This window comes from Bradyrhizobium sp. CCBAU 51753 (assembly GCF_015291565.1).
GTDB classification, from domain to species: Bacteria; Pseudomonadota; Alphaproteobacteria; order Rhizobiales; family Xanthobacteraceae; genus Bradyrhizobium; species Bradyrhizobium ivorense.
On the sequence record NZ_CP030037.1, the window covers coordinates 948,062 to 962,545 of the forward strand.

General features: G+C 66.1%; 13 protein-coding genes. 9 read left to right on the plus strand and 4 right to left on the minus strand.

Translation table 11 applies throughout. The features are described 5' to 3' along the window. Nucleotides 1-5: 5 nt before the first annotated feature. The 8 genes from XH93_RS04365 to XH93_RS04400 all read left to right on the plus strand — a co-directional run bounded on the left by XH93_RS04365 (nucleotide 6) and on the right by XH93_RS04400 (nucleotide 7,899). Nucleotides 6-1,322 (plus strand): TRAP transporter large permease, encoded by a 1,317-nt coding sequence (locus tag XH93_RS04365; protein WP_371814924.1) that lies wholly within the window; start codon nucleotides 6-8, stop codon nucleotides 1,320-1,322. A 3-nt stretch (nucleotides 1,323-1,325) separates the two neighbouring features. Further along, nucleotides 1,326-1,787: a DUF3237 domain-containing protein gene (locus XH93_RS04370; RefSeq protein WP_194472581.1), complete on the plus strand. Its 462-nt coding sequence runs from the start codon at nucleotides 1,326-1,328 to the stop codon at nucleotides 1,785-1,787. A gap of 100 nt (nucleotides 1,788-1,887) precedes the next feature. Then, complete coding sequence (locus XH93_RS04375) at nucleotides 1,888-2,241, plus strand: hypothetical protein (protein ID WP_194472582.1); 354 nt, start codon at nucleotides 1,888-1,890, stop codon at nucleotides 2,239-2,241. Between the two features lie 326 nt (nucleotides 2,242-2,567). Continuing rightward, complete coding sequence (locus XH93_RS04380) at nucleotides 2,568-3,359, plus strand: crotonase/enoyl-CoA hydratase family protein (RefSeq protein WP_194472583.1); 792 nt, start codon at nucleotides 2,568-2,570, stop codon at nucleotides 3,357-3,359. Then, nucleotides 3,356-5,227 carry a feruloyl-CoA synthase gene (locus XH93_RS04385; RefSeq protein WP_194472584.1) on the plus strand — a complete coding sequence of 624 codons (1,872 nt, stop codon included), beginning with the start codon at nucleotides 3,356-3,358 and terminating at the stop codon, nucleotides 5,225-5,227. Before XH93_RS04380 ends, XH93_RS04385 begins: the two co-directional genes overlap by 4 nt. Before the next feature lie 34 nt (nucleotides 5,228-5,261). After that, nucleotides 5,262-6,023 carry an SDR family NAD(P)-dependent oxidoreductase gene (locus tag XH93_RS04390; protein ID WP_194472585.1) on the plus strand — a complete coding sequence of 254 codons (762 nt, stop codon included), beginning with the start codon at nucleotides 5,262-5,264 and terminating at the stop codon, nucleotides 6,021-6,023. A 218-nt stretch (nucleotides 6,024-6,241) separates the two neighbouring features. Continuing rightward, entirely contained in the window at nucleotides 6,242-6,661 is a 420-nt protein-coding gene (locus XH93_RS04395) for a thioesterase family protein (protein ID WP_194472586.1), read from the plus strand. An 86-nt stretch (nucleotides 6,662-6,747) separates the two neighbouring features. Then, nucleotides 6,748-7,899 (plus strand): ABC transporter substrate-binding protein, encoded by a 1,152-nt coding sequence (locus tag XH93_RS04400; protein ID WP_194472587.1) that lies wholly within the window; start codon nucleotides 6,748-6,750, stop codon nucleotides 7,897-7,899. Between the two features lie 305 nt (nucleotides 7,900-8,204). On the opposite strand, the gene XH93_RS04405 is transcribed toward XH93_RS04400, so the two are convergent. The 3 genes from XH93_RS04405 to XH93_RS04415 are packed head-to-tail and all read right to left on the minus strand — an operon-like array spanning nucleotide 8,205 to nucleotide 11,746. Further along, complete coding sequence (locus tag XH93_RS04405; RefSeq protein WP_194472588.1) at nucleotides 8,205-8,936, minus strand: ABC transporter ATP-binding protein; 732 nt, start codon at nucleotides 8,934-8,936, stop codon at nucleotides 8,205-8,207. Further along, entirely contained in the window at nucleotides 8,933-10,702 is a 1,770-nt protein-coding gene (locus XH93_RS04410) for an ATP-binding cassette domain-containing protein (RefSeq protein WP_194472589.1), read from the minus strand. The genes XH93_RS04405 and XH93_RS04410 overlap by 4 nt, the downstream gene beginning before the upstream one ends. 3 nt (nucleotides 10,703-10,705) lie before the next feature. Then, nucleotides 10,706-11,746 (minus strand): branched-chain amino acid ABC transporter permease, encoded by a 1,041-nt coding sequence (locus XH93_RS04415; RefSeq protein ID WP_194472590.1) that lies wholly within the window; start codon nucleotides 11,744-11,746, stop codon nucleotides 10,706-10,708. 184 nt (nucleotides 11,747-11,930) lie between these two features. Between XH93_RS04415 and XH93_RS04420 the strand changes: the two genes are divergently transcribed. Beyond that, complete coding sequence (locus XH93_RS04420) at nucleotides 11,931-12,461, plus strand: MarR family winged helix-turn-helix transcriptional regulator (RefSeq protein WP_194472591.1); 531 nt, start codon at nucleotides 11,931-11,933, stop codon at nucleotides 12,459-12,461. Nucleotides 12,462-12,921: 460 nt separating this feature from the next. Here XH93_RS04420 and XH93_RS04425 read toward each other — a convergent pair whose 3' ends face one another. Further along, entirely contained in the window at nucleotides 12,922-14,205 is a 1,284-nt protein-coding gene (locus XH93_RS04425; protein WP_194472592.1) for a glycerate kinase, read from the minus strand. Between the last annotated feature and the right edge of the window lie 279 nt (nucleotides 14,206-14,484).

Below are 14,484 nucleotides of genomic sequence, written 5' to 3' on the forward strand. Positions count from 1 at the left end.
CGGCGATGAGTCTTGACCTGAGCCCCGAGACCGTCGCCGTCGTCGGCTTCGTCAGCCTGTTCGTGTTGATGCTGCTGCGCGTGCCGGTCGGCATGGCGATGGGCCTCGTCGGCATCACCGGCTTCGGCTACCTCACCGGCTTCGCGCCGGCGCTCAAACTGGTCGGCCAGACCACGATGCGCACGGTGACGGATTATTCGTTCGGCGTGATCCCGATGTTCCTGCTGATGGGCGCGTTCGTGTCGGTCTCCGGCATCAGCCGCGAGCTGTTCCGCGCCGCCAACACCTTTGTCGGCCACTGGAAGGGCGGGCTCGGCATCGCCACCATCGGCGCCTGCGGCGGCTTTGCCGCGATCTCCGGCTCTTCGGTGGCCACCGCCGCGACCTTCTCGGCGGTCGCCTATCCCGAGATGCGCCGCTTCGGCTATCCGCAGTCGTTTGCGACCGGCGTGATCGCGGTCGGCGGCACGCTGGGTGCGATGCTGCCGCCGTCCACCGTGCTCGCGGTCTACGGCATCATCACCCAGCAGGACATCGGAAAGCTGTTCATCGCCGGCGTGGTGCCGGGCCTGCTCGCGATCCTGATGCACATGATCACGATCGGCATCATCGGCGTGGCGCGGCCGGGCTTTTTGCCGGCCGGCAAGAAAGCGTCGTGGGGCGAGCGCCTGGTCGCGTTGCGCGACGTCTGGTCGCCGCTATTGCTGTTCCTGTTCGTGATCGGCGGCCTCTATGGCGGCTTCTTCATCCCGACCGAGGCCGGCGCGGTCGGCGCGGTCGGCGCCTTCATCATCGGCATTTTGCGCCGCAAGCTCAGCAAGGACGGCATTTTGCAGTCGCTCTTGCAGGCGACACGCACCGCCGCCGCGGTGTTCACCGTGCTGATCGGCGCACTCTGCTTCGGCTATTTCCTTACCATTACCCAGACCCCGCAGAACGTCACGGCGTTCCTTACCGGGCTCGGCATCGGCCCCTATGGCGTGCTGGCGCTGATCCTGTTGATGTATCTCGTGCTCGGCTGCCTGATGGATGCGATGGCGATGGTGATCCTCACCGTGCCGATCGTGTTTCCGGTGGTCACCGCGCTCGGCTTCGACCCGATCTGGTTCGGCATCATCATCGTGATGACCGTCGAGCTCGGCCTGATCCATCCGCCGGTCGGCATGAACGTGTTCGTGATCAAGAGCGTGATCAAGGACGTCAACATGTCGACGATCTTCGTCGGCGTGCTGCCCTTCGTGATCACCGACCTGATCCGCCTGGTGATCCTGATCCTGTTCCCGCTGCTCGCGACCTGGCTGCCGCAGCGCATGATAGGCTAGATCATGGTTTCAGAGATCCAGACGAAATACGTCTTCACGATCACGGCGCGCATCGCGGAGGTGACGTCCGCCGGCGACATCGGCAGCGGCGTCCGCCGCATCATCCCGATCATCGGCGGCGAGGTGAGGGGCGAGGGGGTCAACGGCAAGGTGCTGCCGTTCGGCGCGGACTTCCAGATCATCCGGCCCAACGAGCTGATCGAACTCGAGGCGAAATACGCTTTCGAGACCGACGACGGCGCCGTGGTCTATGTCGAAAACCGCGGCATCCGCTTCGGGCCGCTGGATCTGCTGCAGAAGCTGAAGCGCGGCGAGCCGGTCGACCCGAACCTGATCTATTTCCGCACCGTGCCGAAATTCGAGACCGGCGCCGAAAACTATCGCTGGCTGATGCAGCACATCTTCATCGCCTCCGCCGCCCGCCACGCCGACCGCGTCGTGATCGACGTGCATCAGGTGTTGTGAGCGTTCAGCCTTCCGTCCGTCGCCGAAACTGCTCTCCCGCGTCGCGGGGAGATTGTGTACTGTTGGCCATCAGCAAGGACGATGCGAGGAAACCATTGCGATGACCAAATGGATAGTGTCGGCGTGCTTCCTGGCGCTGGCGGCAGCCCCCGCGGCGGCCGCCGATGTGCGCCTGGAGTCCTATCGCAATCCGAAGAACGAGACTTTCCGCATCTTCAATCACATGTACCTGGATGGCGCACGCGGCGGCATGATGGCCACCAACGCGTGGCTGAAGAGCCATGGCGGCCAGCAGATGTTCTGCATGCCCGAGACCCTCGCGCTGTCGACCGAGCAGACCGAAGAGATCATGCTCAAGTCCGCCGAAAAGCGCTCGGCCAAAGGCGACTGGCTGGTCGCCTCCCTGCTGCTGTGGGGGCTGCAGGACACGTATCCGTGCGAGAAGCCGCACTGAACGAGCCGTCGATCCGAATCAGACCAACGGGACGAACAGCGGCGCAACAAATTCGATGTCGTCCCGGCGAAGGCCGGGACGACGCCCTGTCTGTTGCGTGATCCCGACCCCGTCATCCTGAGGTGCGAGCCTCTTCGGCGAGCCTCGAAGGATGAATCGGCCCGGCTGGTGGCCGATTCATCCTTCGAGGCTCGCAAGCGCTCGCGCCTCCAGCGACAAAGGCGGAGCCTTTGCGCGGGGATGACGGGTCTGAGAGCGTCGCCCGTATTGACTTTGCTCCCAATAGTTATAAAACATAACTATTCTGAACAGGAAGCAATAACGCCATGGGAAACGCCGCCGCCAGTGACGCCTCGCTGCTCCAGGTCGAGACGCGGGGTGCGGTGCTGATGGTGGGGCTGAACCGTCCCGCCAAGCGCAATGCGCTGAACGACGGCATCATCCTGGCGCTGCAGGATTGCTTTTCCAACCTTCCCGACGAAATCGGCGCGGTGGTGATCCATGGCATCGGCGACCATTTTTCCTCCGGCCTCGATCTGTCCGAACTGAGCGAGCGCGACGCCACCGAGGGCCTGGTGCATTCCCAGATGTGGCACCGGGTGTTCGATCGCGTGCAGTATTGCCGCGTGCCTGTGATCGCCGCGCTGAAGGGCGCGGTGATCGGCGGCGGGCTGGAGCTCGCCTGCGCCGCGCATATCAGGGTCGCCGAGCCGTCGGCGTACTTCGCATTGCCCGAGGGACAGCGCGGTATCTTCGTCGGCGGCGGCGGATCGGTGCGGCTGCCGCGGCTGATCGGTGTGCCCAGGATGATCGACATGATGCTGACCGGCCGGGTCTATTCCGCCACCGAGGGCGCGGCCTACGGCTTCTCGCAATATCTCACCGCCGATGGCGGCGCGCTGCCGAAGGCGCTGGAGCTCGCCGAGCGCGTCGCCGCCAACGCGCCGCTGACGAATTTTGCGGTGCTGCAGGCGCTGCCGATGATTGCCGAGGCCAATCCACAGACCGGCCTGTTGATGGAGTCGCTGATGGCGACGGTGGCGCAGAGCGACAAGGAAGCCAAGAAGCGCATTCGCGCCTTCCTCGACCGCAAGACCGCCAAGGTGAAGCCGACATGAGCGCCGCGCCGTCCGCCTCCGCCACCGGCGAGCATCCGCTACGCCCGATCTCGTTCGGCAATCCCGCCGTCACGGTCGAGCGCCGCGCCGACGGCACGATCTATCTGCGGCCGAAGACCAAGCTCGCCGACTATCCCGTCCGCATCACCGATCGGCTGCATCACTGGGCGGCGGCCGAGCCCAACCGCGTGTTCATGGCCGAGCGCGCCGCCGGCGGCGGCTGGCGTCAGGTCAGCTACGCGCAGCTGCTGCAGACCACGCGGCGGATCGCCTCGGCGCTGATCGCGCGCAACCTGTCGGCCGAGCGGCCGCTGGTGATCCTGTCGGGCAATTCGATCGACCACGCGCTGGCCGCGTTCGGCGCGCTCTATGCCGGTGTGCCGTTCTGCCCGGTGTCGCCGGCCTATTCGCTGGTGTCGCGCGACTACGGCAAGCTCAATTTTGTCATCAAGCTGCTGACGCCGGGCCTGGTGTTTGCCGATGACGCCGACAAATTCGCCGACGCGCTCCGCGCCAATGTGGCTGCCGATGTCGAGATTGCCGCCAGCCGTGGCGCCGTGCCTGGCCGCGCGGTGACGCGGCTCGCCGACCTCATGGCAACGCCGGAGCATCCGCGCCTCGATGCCGTGCATGACGGCATCGGCCCCGACACGATCGCCAAATTCCTGCTGACCTCGGGGTCAACAGGCAACCCGAAGGCGGTCATCAACACCCAGCGCATGATCTGCGCCAACCAGGTGATGCTGCGCGAGACGCTGGCGTTCCTGAAGGACGAGCCGCCTGTCATCGTCGACTGGCTGCCGTGGAATCACACTTTTGGCGGCAACCACAATATCGGGCTGACGCTGTACAACGGCGGCTCGATGTATCTCGACGAGGGCAAGCCGATGCCCGGCGGCATCGAGGAGACCGTGCGCAACCTGCGGGAGATTTCGCCGACGGTCTATTTCAACGTGCCCAAAGGCTATGAATCGCTGCTGCCTTATCTGCGCGACGACGCAGGCTTGCGCGCAAAATTCTTCGGCCGGCTGCATGCGATGTTCTTCTCCGGCGCGGCGCTATCGCCGTTTATCTGGAACAGCCTCGATGCGCTCGCGGTGCAGGAGAAGGGCTATCGCGTGCCCATGCTGACCGGGCTCGGCGCCACCGAGACCTCGCCGTTCTTCATGTCGGTGCGCCCCGAGACCAGCCGCTCCGGCCATGTCGGGCTGCCGGTGTCCGGCAACGATGCGAAACTGGTGCCGAACAATGGCAAGCTCGAAGTGCGCGCCAGGGGGCCGAACGTCACGCCCGGCTACTGGCGGCAGCCCGAATTGACCGCGAGAGCGTTCGACGAAGAGGGCTTTTACAAGTTCGGCGACGCGCTAAAACCCGCCAATGCCGGCGACCTCGACGCCGGGTTCGATTTCGATGGCCGCATTGCCGAGGATTTCAAGCTGGCGAGCGGCACCTGGGTCAGCGTCGGCCCGCTGCGCGCGCGCTTTGTCGGCACCTGCGCGCCGCTGGTGCGCGACGTCGTGATCGCGGGCCTCAACCGCGATGAACTCGCCGCGATCGTGATCCTCGATCTCGACGGTTGCCGCCTGATCAATCCAGCGCTTCCGGCCGGCGACATCGCCGCCGCGGCCAATGATCCCTTGGTGCGCGCGGCTTTCCGCGAACGCTTCGCGCGCGTGCTCACTGGGGCCACCGGCTCGTCGAACCGGATCAGGCGGGCGATGCTGCTCGACACGCCGCTGTCGATCGACCGCGGCGAGGTCACGGACAAGGGCTCGATCAATCAGCGCGCGGTGCTGGAGCATCGCGCTGATGTGGTCGAGATGCTGTATGCGCCGGCACCGCCGCCATCCGTGATCACACTGGACTGAAATTTGAACTGAACCGAATTGAGAGGAGAGCGTCATGCAGTTGAAGGACCAGGCCGCCATCGTCACCGGAGGCGCATCGGGATTGGGAGCTGCGACCGCGCGCCGGCTCGCCGCACAGGGCGCCAAGGTCGCGGTCTGCGACCTCAACGCAAAACTTGCCGAGAGCGTCGCTGCCGAGATCGGCGGCATTGCGCTGGTCTGCGACGTCGCCGATGCCGCAGCGGCAGAGGCCGCGGTCGCGCAGGCCGCCAAGGCACACGGCCCGGCGCGCGTGCTGGTGAATTGCGCCGGCATCGGCGTGGCAAAACGGGTGATCGGCCGCGAGGGACCGATGGCGCTCGCCGATTTCGACAAGGTGATCAAGGTCAATTTGATCGGCTCGTTCAACATGCTGCGGCTGACAAGTGCCGAGATGTCCAAGCTGGAGCCGCTGGCGACCGGCGAGCGCGGCGTCGTGATCTGCACCGCCTCGATTGCCGCCTATGACGGCCAGATCGGGCAGGCGGCATACTCGGCATCGAAGGGCGGCATCGTCGCGATGACGCTGCCGATCGCGCGCGAGCTCGCGCAGTTCGGTATCCGCGTGCTGACCATCGCGCCCGGCCTGTTCATGACGCCGCTGCTCGCCGGCCTGCCGCAGGAGGCGCAGGATTCGCTCGCCGCCGCGATCCCGTTCCCGCGCCGGCTCGGCCAGGCCGAGGAGTTTGCCTCGCTGGCGCTGCACATGATTGACAACCCCTATCTGAACGGCGAAGTGGTGCGGCTCGATGCCGCGCTTCGAATGGCGCCGCGGTAACTATGGTCGTGAGTATGAATCGAGAGCGTCCCGCGAACTCGCGCCCACCTCTCCCATTGGGAGAGGTCGGATCGCCCCCGGCGATGCGCAGCATCGTCCGGCGCGATCCGGGTGAGGGGTTACGCTCAACAATGAAGACCGTACCCCCTCACCCCAGCCCTCTCCCCATGGGAGAGGGAGCCTACCGCCGTTGCGGCACCATCGGAGCTGGGTAACTCATGTTCGTTCATCGGCGCGATGTGCAGATCCAGTGGGGCGATTGCGACCCCGCCAACATCGTCTACTACCCGCGCTATTTCGCGATGTTCGACGATTCGACCTCGATCATGTTCGAGGCCGCCGGCTTCTCGAAGCAGGACCTCGTGCACAAATACGGCCTGGTCGGCATTCCCATGGTCGACACAAGGGCGAAATTCCACATCCCGTCAACCCATGGCGACTGGATCACCATCGAAACGCGGATCGAGAGCATCAAGCGCTCGAGCTTCGAGGTGACGCACCGCGTGTTCAAGGGCGAGGCGCTTGCGATCGAGGCATTCGAGACGCGGGTGCTGGTCGGCCGTCATCCCGACGATCCCGACAAGTTGAAATCGGCACCGTTTCCGCAGGAGATGATCGACCGCTTCACGAAGGGATAAATCGCGCCCCTCATGACCTAAAGAAGGGGCTGAATTGGCCCGCAAAAACCGCTTAAACCCAAAAACATATCCGCAGGGAGGAATGTATGAAGAAGTCTACTCTCGCCGCAGCGGCGCTCGCAGCCATCGTCGCGCTGCCGGGCGCGCCCGCCAAGGCGCAGACCAACGAAATCACCATCGGCATCTCGATCTCGACCACAGGGCCGGCCGCGGCGCTCGGCATCCCCGAGCGCAACGCGCTCGATTTCGTGCCGAAGGAGATCGGCGGCGTGCCGCTAAAACTGATCGTGCTCGATGACGGCGGCGATCCGACCGCGGCGACCACCAACGCGCGGCGCTTCGTCACCGAGTCGAAGGCCGACATCATCATGGGCTCCTGCACCACGCCGCCGACCATTGCGGTGTCGACGGTCGCCAACGAGGCCGGCATCCCGCATTTCGGCCTGGCGCCGTTTCCGATCAACGAGGCGCGCATGAAGTGGTCGGTCGACCTGCCGCAGTCGATTCCGATCATGGGCAAGGTGCTGTACGAGCACATGAAGGCGCACAACATCAAGACCGTCGGCTATATCGGCTACTCCGATTCCTACGGCGACCTCTGGGTCAACGACTTCAAGGCGCAGGCGGTGCCGATGGGCCTCACCATGATCGACGAGGAGCGCTTTGCGCGTCCCGACACCTCGGTCGCGGGCCAGGTGCTGAAGCTGGTCGCCGCCAATCCCGACGCCATCCTGGTCGGCGCCTCCGGCACCGCCGCGGCGCTGCCGCAGTCGGCGCTGCGTGAGCGCGGCTACAAGGGCCTGATCTACCAGACCCACGGCGCCGCCAGCATGGACTTCATCCGCATCGCCGGCGCGGCCGCGGAAGGCGTGATCATGGCCTCGGGCCCGGTGATGTCGCCGGAAACCCAGCCGGACAGCGCGCTGACCAAGAAGCCGGGCCTTGCGCTCAACACCGCCTATGAAGCGAAGTACGGCCCGAACAGCCGCAGCCAGTTCGCCGGCCATTCCTACGACGCCTTCGAGGTGCTGAAGCGCGTCGTTCCGACGGCGCTGAAGACCGCAAAACCCGGCACGCCGGAATTCCGCGAGGCGATCCGCCAGGCCTTCATCTCGGAAAAGGAAATCGCCGCCACCCAAGGCGTCTACAACTGGACCGAAAAAGACCGCTACGGCCTCGACGACCGCTCGCGCATCCTGCTGACGGTGAAGGACGGGAAGTACGTCCCGGCGATGTAGACGATCACGGATCGAGACAGACGAGCCGGCCTCCGCAAGGTGGCCGGCTTTTTAATTCCACCAGTGAGGAGAGCACACTGTTCGGGCTCCCTCCCCCCTTGCGGGGGAGGGTTGGGGAGAGGGGTAAGCCCCGGGCTGGATGTCCAACGGAGGAGTTGCTCTTGCAATTTTTGTCGCGTCGTAGAAACGCACATCGCGAAAGCACGCCGTGCGGCACCCCTCTCCCTAACCCTCCCCCGCAAGGGGGGAGGGAACCCTGCCGCCGGCGGCTTCCTCACATGAGTGCAGCCGGAATCGTTCTCAGCTCAGATCGCGCTCTCGCCTTCGTGCTGAAAACCGAGATAGCTCGCGGCGACCCGCGTGTTGGACGCGATCTCCTTCGCCGAGCCTTGCAGCACGAACTCGCCGAGCTCCATCACATAGGCGCGGTCGGCGATCTGCAGTGCGGCCTGGGCGTTCTGCTCGACCAAGAGCACCGAGACACCGGCGGCGCGGAGTTCGCCGACGGTGCGGAAGATGTCGGCGACGATGATCGGGGCGAGGCCGAGGCTTGGCTCGTCCAGCATCAGCAGTTTTGGCGCGCCCATCAGCGCACGGCCCATCGCCAGCATCTGCTGCTCGCCGCCCGAGAGCGTGCCGGCGAGCTGCTTGCGGCGCTCCTTGAGCCGCGGGAACAGCGCGTAGACCCGCTCCAGCGAGCGCGCCGCGACCGCCTTCGCGATGCGGAAGGCGCCGAGCTCGAGATTGTCCTCGACATTCATGGTGCCGAACAGCTCGCGATGCTCCGGCACCAGGCTGAGCCCGGTGGCGACACGGTCCTCGATGTCTGATGGCGCCATGTCGATGCCGGCAAAGCTGGTGCGGCCCTTCAGCGGCAGTACGCCCATGATGGCGTTGAGCAAGGTGGTCTTGCCGGCGCCGTTGGCGCCGATGATGGTGACGATCTCGTTCTCGCTGACCTCGAGCGAGACGCCGCGGACGGCCTCGACCTTGCCGTAGGAGATGTGGACGTCGGCAACCGACAACAGCGCACTCATGCGGCGGCTCCGAGATAGGCCTTGATGACGTCGGGGTTGCGCTTGATCGCGGCCGGCGTGCCCTCCGCGATCTTGGTGCCGAAATCGAGCACCACGATGCGGTCGGCGAGATCCATCACGAACCCCATGTCGTGCTCGACCAGCAGCACCGACATGCCGCCGTCGCGGAGCTGGCGCAGCAGCGCGGCGAGCCGCTGCTTCTCCATGTGGCGCAAGCCGGCGGCCGGTTCGTCGAGCAGCAGCAGCTGAGGGTCGACGCACAGCGCGCGGGCGATCTCGACGATGCGCTGCTGGCCAAGCGAGAGCGAACCCGCGAGCTGGTCGATCTGGTCGGACAGCCCGACGCGTTCGATCTGCCGCGCGGCTTCCGCCAGCAGCCGCGCCTCATCAGTGCGGTCGAGCCGCAGCATGCTGGAGATCGCACCCGACGAGCCGCGCAGATGTGCGCCGATCGCGACGTTCTCCAGCACGGTCATGTCGGGCACCAGCTTGACGTGCTGGAACGTCCTGGAGACGCCGAGCTTGACCACCTCCTGCGGCGGCGCGTTCTCGACCTCCTTGCCGAGCACCGAGATCTTGCCGCTGGTGGCGGTCAGCACGCCGGTGATCAGGTTGAAGGTCGTGCTCTTGCCGGCGCCGTTCGGGCCGATCAGCGCGACGATCTCGCGGGCGTTGACGTCGAACGAGACGTCGTTGACCGCGCTCACGCCGCCGAACTGTTTTCGCGCTTTCTCGATGTGCAGCAGCACCGTCGACGAGCCGGAGGCCCGCGCCGGATGCTCCAGCTTCAGCGAGGTGTCGGGCGTCTTGCGGGCCGGCTTGAACGGCAGCAGCGACATCAGCCACGGCCAGACGCCTGACGGCGCGAGCTGCAGCAGCAGCACCAGCATGATGCCGAACACGATGGTCTCGAGCTGGCTCTGGCCGCCGAAGATGAAGGGGAGATAGCTCTGCAGCACCTCCTTCAGCACCACGACGATGCCGGCGCCGAGCACCGCGCCCCAGACATAGCCGGCGCCGCCGACCACGGCGATGAACAGATATTCGATGCCGGCCTGGGCGCCGAACGGCGTCGGATTGGCGGCGCGCTGGAAATGCGCATAGAGCCAGCCGGACAGGCCGGCCAGCACCGCGGCATAGATGAACACCAGGAGCTTGGCGCGCGGCGTCTGCACGCCGAACGCCTCGGCCGCGACATGGCCGCGCCGCAGCGCGCGGATGGCGCGGCCGGTGCGGGAGTCCAGCAGGTTCATGGTCAGCAGCGCCGAGACCAGCACCGCGATCCAGATCGCGTAGTAGATCGTATCCGGGCTCAGCATCTTGAACGCGCCGATCGAGAGCGGCGGGATGCCGGAGATGCCGTCGTTGCGGCCGAGGAATTCGAGCTTGCTGAACAAATAGAACAGGCCGATGCCCCAGGCGATGGTACCGAGCGGCAGATAGTGCCCGGACAATCGCACCGTGACGATGCCGAGCAGAACCGCGGCGATGCCGCTGACCAAGAGCGAGGCCGGCAGCGTCAGCCAGGGCGAAACGCCGTAGGCGGTGGTCAACACCGCCGTGGTGTAGGCGCCGAAGCCGCAGAACGCGGCCTGGCCGAACGAGGTGAGGCCGCCGACGCCGGTGAGCAGCACCAGCCCCATCGCGACCAGCGCGGCAAGCCCGATATTGTCGAGCAGCACGATCCAGAACGGCGGGATGCCCGGGATCAGCGGGATTACCGCCATCGCGAGCGTGAAGACGATGAGAGGAAGCCGCTGCGACACCGCTCAGTCCTTCTCTTCTTCAACCGCGGGCGCCGCGAGCGAGCGCAGCACCAGGACCGGAATAATCAGGAAGAACACGATGACTTCCTTGAAATTGCTGGCGTAGAACGAGGAGAAGGCCTCGACGATGCCGACCAGGATGGCGGCGACCGCGGTGAGGGGATAGCTGACGAGGCCGCCGATGATGGCGGCAATAAAACCCTTCAGGCCGATCAAAAAGCCGGTGTCGTAATAGAGCGTCGTGATCGGCACGATCAGGATGCCGGAGATCGCGCCGATGACGGAGGCGAGCAGGAATGCGATCTGGCCCGACAGCGTGGTGCGGATGCCGACCAGGCGGGCGCCGAGGCGGTTGACCGCGGTGGCGCGCAGCGCCTTGCCGGTCTTGGTGTAGCCGAAGAACAGCCACAGCGCGACGATGAAGGCGATCGTCAGGCCGTACACCGCAAGGCTCTGGCCGGTGAAGCGCAGCGGACCCGCCGACACCGCCGCGTTCGACAGCGCGGGGCCGCGCAGGCCTTCGGCGCCGAAGAACACGAGGCCAAGGCCCTGCAGCGCGAGATGGCAGCCGACCGAGGCGATCAGCAGCACCAGCACCGAGGTGTGCGCGATCGGCTGGAACGCGATGCGATAGAGGAACAGCCCGATCGCCGCCACGATCGACAGTGCCAGCGCGATGTTGACCGCGATCGGCGTCTTGGGGCCAACCAGCGCATAGGTGAGGGCGAGCAGCGCGACCGGGAAGACGATGTTGAGCGCGACTGAGCGCAGCACCAGCCGCGCATGCAGCGCCTTGCGCGCGAAGAACAGGTCGAGGCCGAAGGCGACGACGCCCATCGCCACCGCGAGCTTCACCGTGCCGGGCACCTGCCCGGTGGCCAGCATGGCGTAGCTCAGCGCGCCATAGGTGACGAACTCGCCCTGCGGGATCAGGATCACGCGCGTGACCGCGAACACCAGCACCAGGGCCAGTCCGAGCAGCGCGTAGACTGCGCCGTTGGTGATGCCGTCCTGCAGCAGGAACAGCATGATGGTTGTGTTCAAGGCCGAGCGCTCCCCCTTCAGCGTCGGACCGCCGCCACCGGTTGTGGCGGCCGGGCCGGCCGATATCGGCTGTTGAAAGCTGCCGATATTTGGTATAGTTGATAACAATTATCGAATATAATCTCAAGGTCCCCAAACGTCGCGCACGGGGAATCCTTCTAGCGGGATTGCGAGCCTCGAGCGAATGACAGTTTCCAAGAACGGCTTCAAGACCGCCTCCGATGCCGTCCGGCCACAGCGCTCCCTGCGCCGGGAACCGGTCGATCCTGCCGGGGACGAGAGCATGCTGCAACTGGGCGAACTGTCCGGCTTGCTGGGCTATTCGCTGAAGCGCGCGCAGCTCAAGGTGTTCGAGGACTTTCTGCGCTGCGTCGCGCCGCTGCAGCTGACGCCGGCGCAGTTCTCCGTGCTGCTGCTGCTCGACAAGAACCCCGGCCGCAACCAGACCGAGATCGCCAATACGCTCGGCATCCTCAGGCCGAACTTCGTCGCCATGCTCGACGCGCTGGAGAGCCGCGACCTTTGCGCGCGGATGCGCTCGGCCAACGACCGCCGCTCGCACATTCTGGTGCTGACCGACCGGGGCCGCGCGGTGCTGGCGCGCGCCAAGAAGCTGGTCGCCAACAAGCACGAGGCGCGGCTGATCGAGGTGCTCGGCCCAGCCAACCACGCCGCGCTGCTGGAGATGCTGGCCAAGCTCGCGCAGGAGTTTTGAGGCGACGCAGGCGGGCCTTTCCACGTCTTTGGAGAGGCCCAAAGCAGGATGAAGTTAGGTTGAATCGATTGGCCTCGGGTTCGGTCCACCTCTCCCCGACGGGGAGAGGTCGATTTGCGCAGCAAATCGGGTGAGGGGCCGCAGCTCCAACGAGAGACCGTCACCCCTCACCCGGCGCTGCGCGCCGACCTCTCCCAAGGGAGAGGTGAACTTCCGACGCGGCTTCCACTCAACCTAACTTCATCACGCTCTACCGACGAAGCAATCCATCGCTCCGCATATGCGGTGGAATGGATTGCTTCGCTTCGCTCGCAATGACGGAAGTATATCTGCTCGTCATTCCGGGGCGTCGCGCAGGCCTCTCCACGTCATTGCGAGCGCCAGCGAAGCAATCCATTCCACCGCTTGCGCGGAAGCATGGATTGCTTCGCTTTGCTCGCAATGACGTGGAGATAGCGCGTCAGTCCACCAAAATCACGCGCACGTCGTTGACGTTGGTCAGCGTCGGTCCCGTCAGCAGCAAATCGCCGGTCTGCGCGAAAAATCCCGTGGCGTCGTTGTTCTCCAGATAGGCCTTCGGATCCAGCCCGAGCGATTTCATCTTCGCGAATGTCGCCTTGTCGATGACAGCGCCGGCGGGATCGGTGGCGCTGCCGGCGCCGCCGTCGGCGCCATCGGTGTCGGCGGCGAGCGCCGAAATGTCCGGCGTGTCCCTGAGCAGGCCGGCGAGCGCCAAAGCGTATTCCTGGTTGGGGCCGCCGCGGCCGTTGCCGCGCACCGTCACGGTGAGCTCGCCGCCGGAGATGATCGCGACCCGCCGGCCTTCGCTGCGGGCCTGCAGTGCGAGGCGTGCGTGCGCGGCGGCGACGTCGCGCGCCTCGCCTTCGAGATCGGCGCCGAGCGCGATCGTCTCGTAACCCGCATCCTGCGCGACCTTGACCGCGGCATCGATCGAGGCCTTCGGCCTCGCCAGCAGCTCGAAGGTCGCGCGCGCAAACGCCGGGTCGCCGGGCTTGCAGCTCTCATTGCCGGGATCGTCGAGCGCGCGGCGGACGGCGTCGTCGATCGAGAGATTGTATCTGGCGACCAGCGCGCGGGCGTCGGCGAGCGTGGTCGTATCAGGCACCGTCGGCCCCGAAGCGATCGCGGAGGGATCGTCATGCGGCACGTCCGAGATCGCGAGCGTGACGATCTCGGCGGCACGCTGGCCGGCGCGGGCCAGCCGGCCGCCCTTGATGCGCGACAGATGCTTGCGCACCGTGTTCATCTCGCCGATCGGGGCGCCGGAGCGCAGCAGCGCGCGGTTGACCTGCTGCTTCTGGGCGAACGTCACGCCGTCGACCGGCGCGATCCAGTTCGCCGAGCCGCCGCCGGTCAAGAGCACCAGCAGAAGATCGTCGGGCGTCGCCTCGGCGGCGAGCCGCAGCGTATCGTCGGCGGCGCGCAGGCCGGCCTCGTCCGGCACCGGGTGGCCGGCCTCGACCACCTTGATGCGCCGGGTCGGCACGCCGTGGCCGTGGCGCGTGGTGGCGATGCCGACCAGCCGCGACGGTTCGAGGCCGAGCGCGTCGAGATAGTGCCGCTCGGCCGCCGCCGCCATCGCGCCGGCGCCCTTGCCGGCGGCGAGGCAGATGATGCGGCCCTTCGGCACCGGGCGCAGCCGTGACGCCAGCACGACATCGGGGTGCGCGGCCGCAACCGCGGCATCGAAGATCGAACGCAGCAGGGGACGTCGGTCGGTCATGGCAATACTCACGAGAGGCGGAGGCACGGCGAGGGCTGAATTGCGAGCTGCAGGGTTCCCTTTCCCGCTTTGCGGGGGAGGGCGCGCTCGGGCGCAATTTCGGAATATTGGAAGATTATCCCTGACTTGCCCGACGTGTCAAGCCGCCTGTCGAGCGCCGGCCGCCGCCGGCTACTTTGCATGGGGTTGTTTTTTGGGTTTTGGTTCGGCAGGCCTGCAAGCGGGAAGGAGGAGCGGAGGCGCACCAATACTTCGAGCCGAGCGGCGCACTCCGCCCCA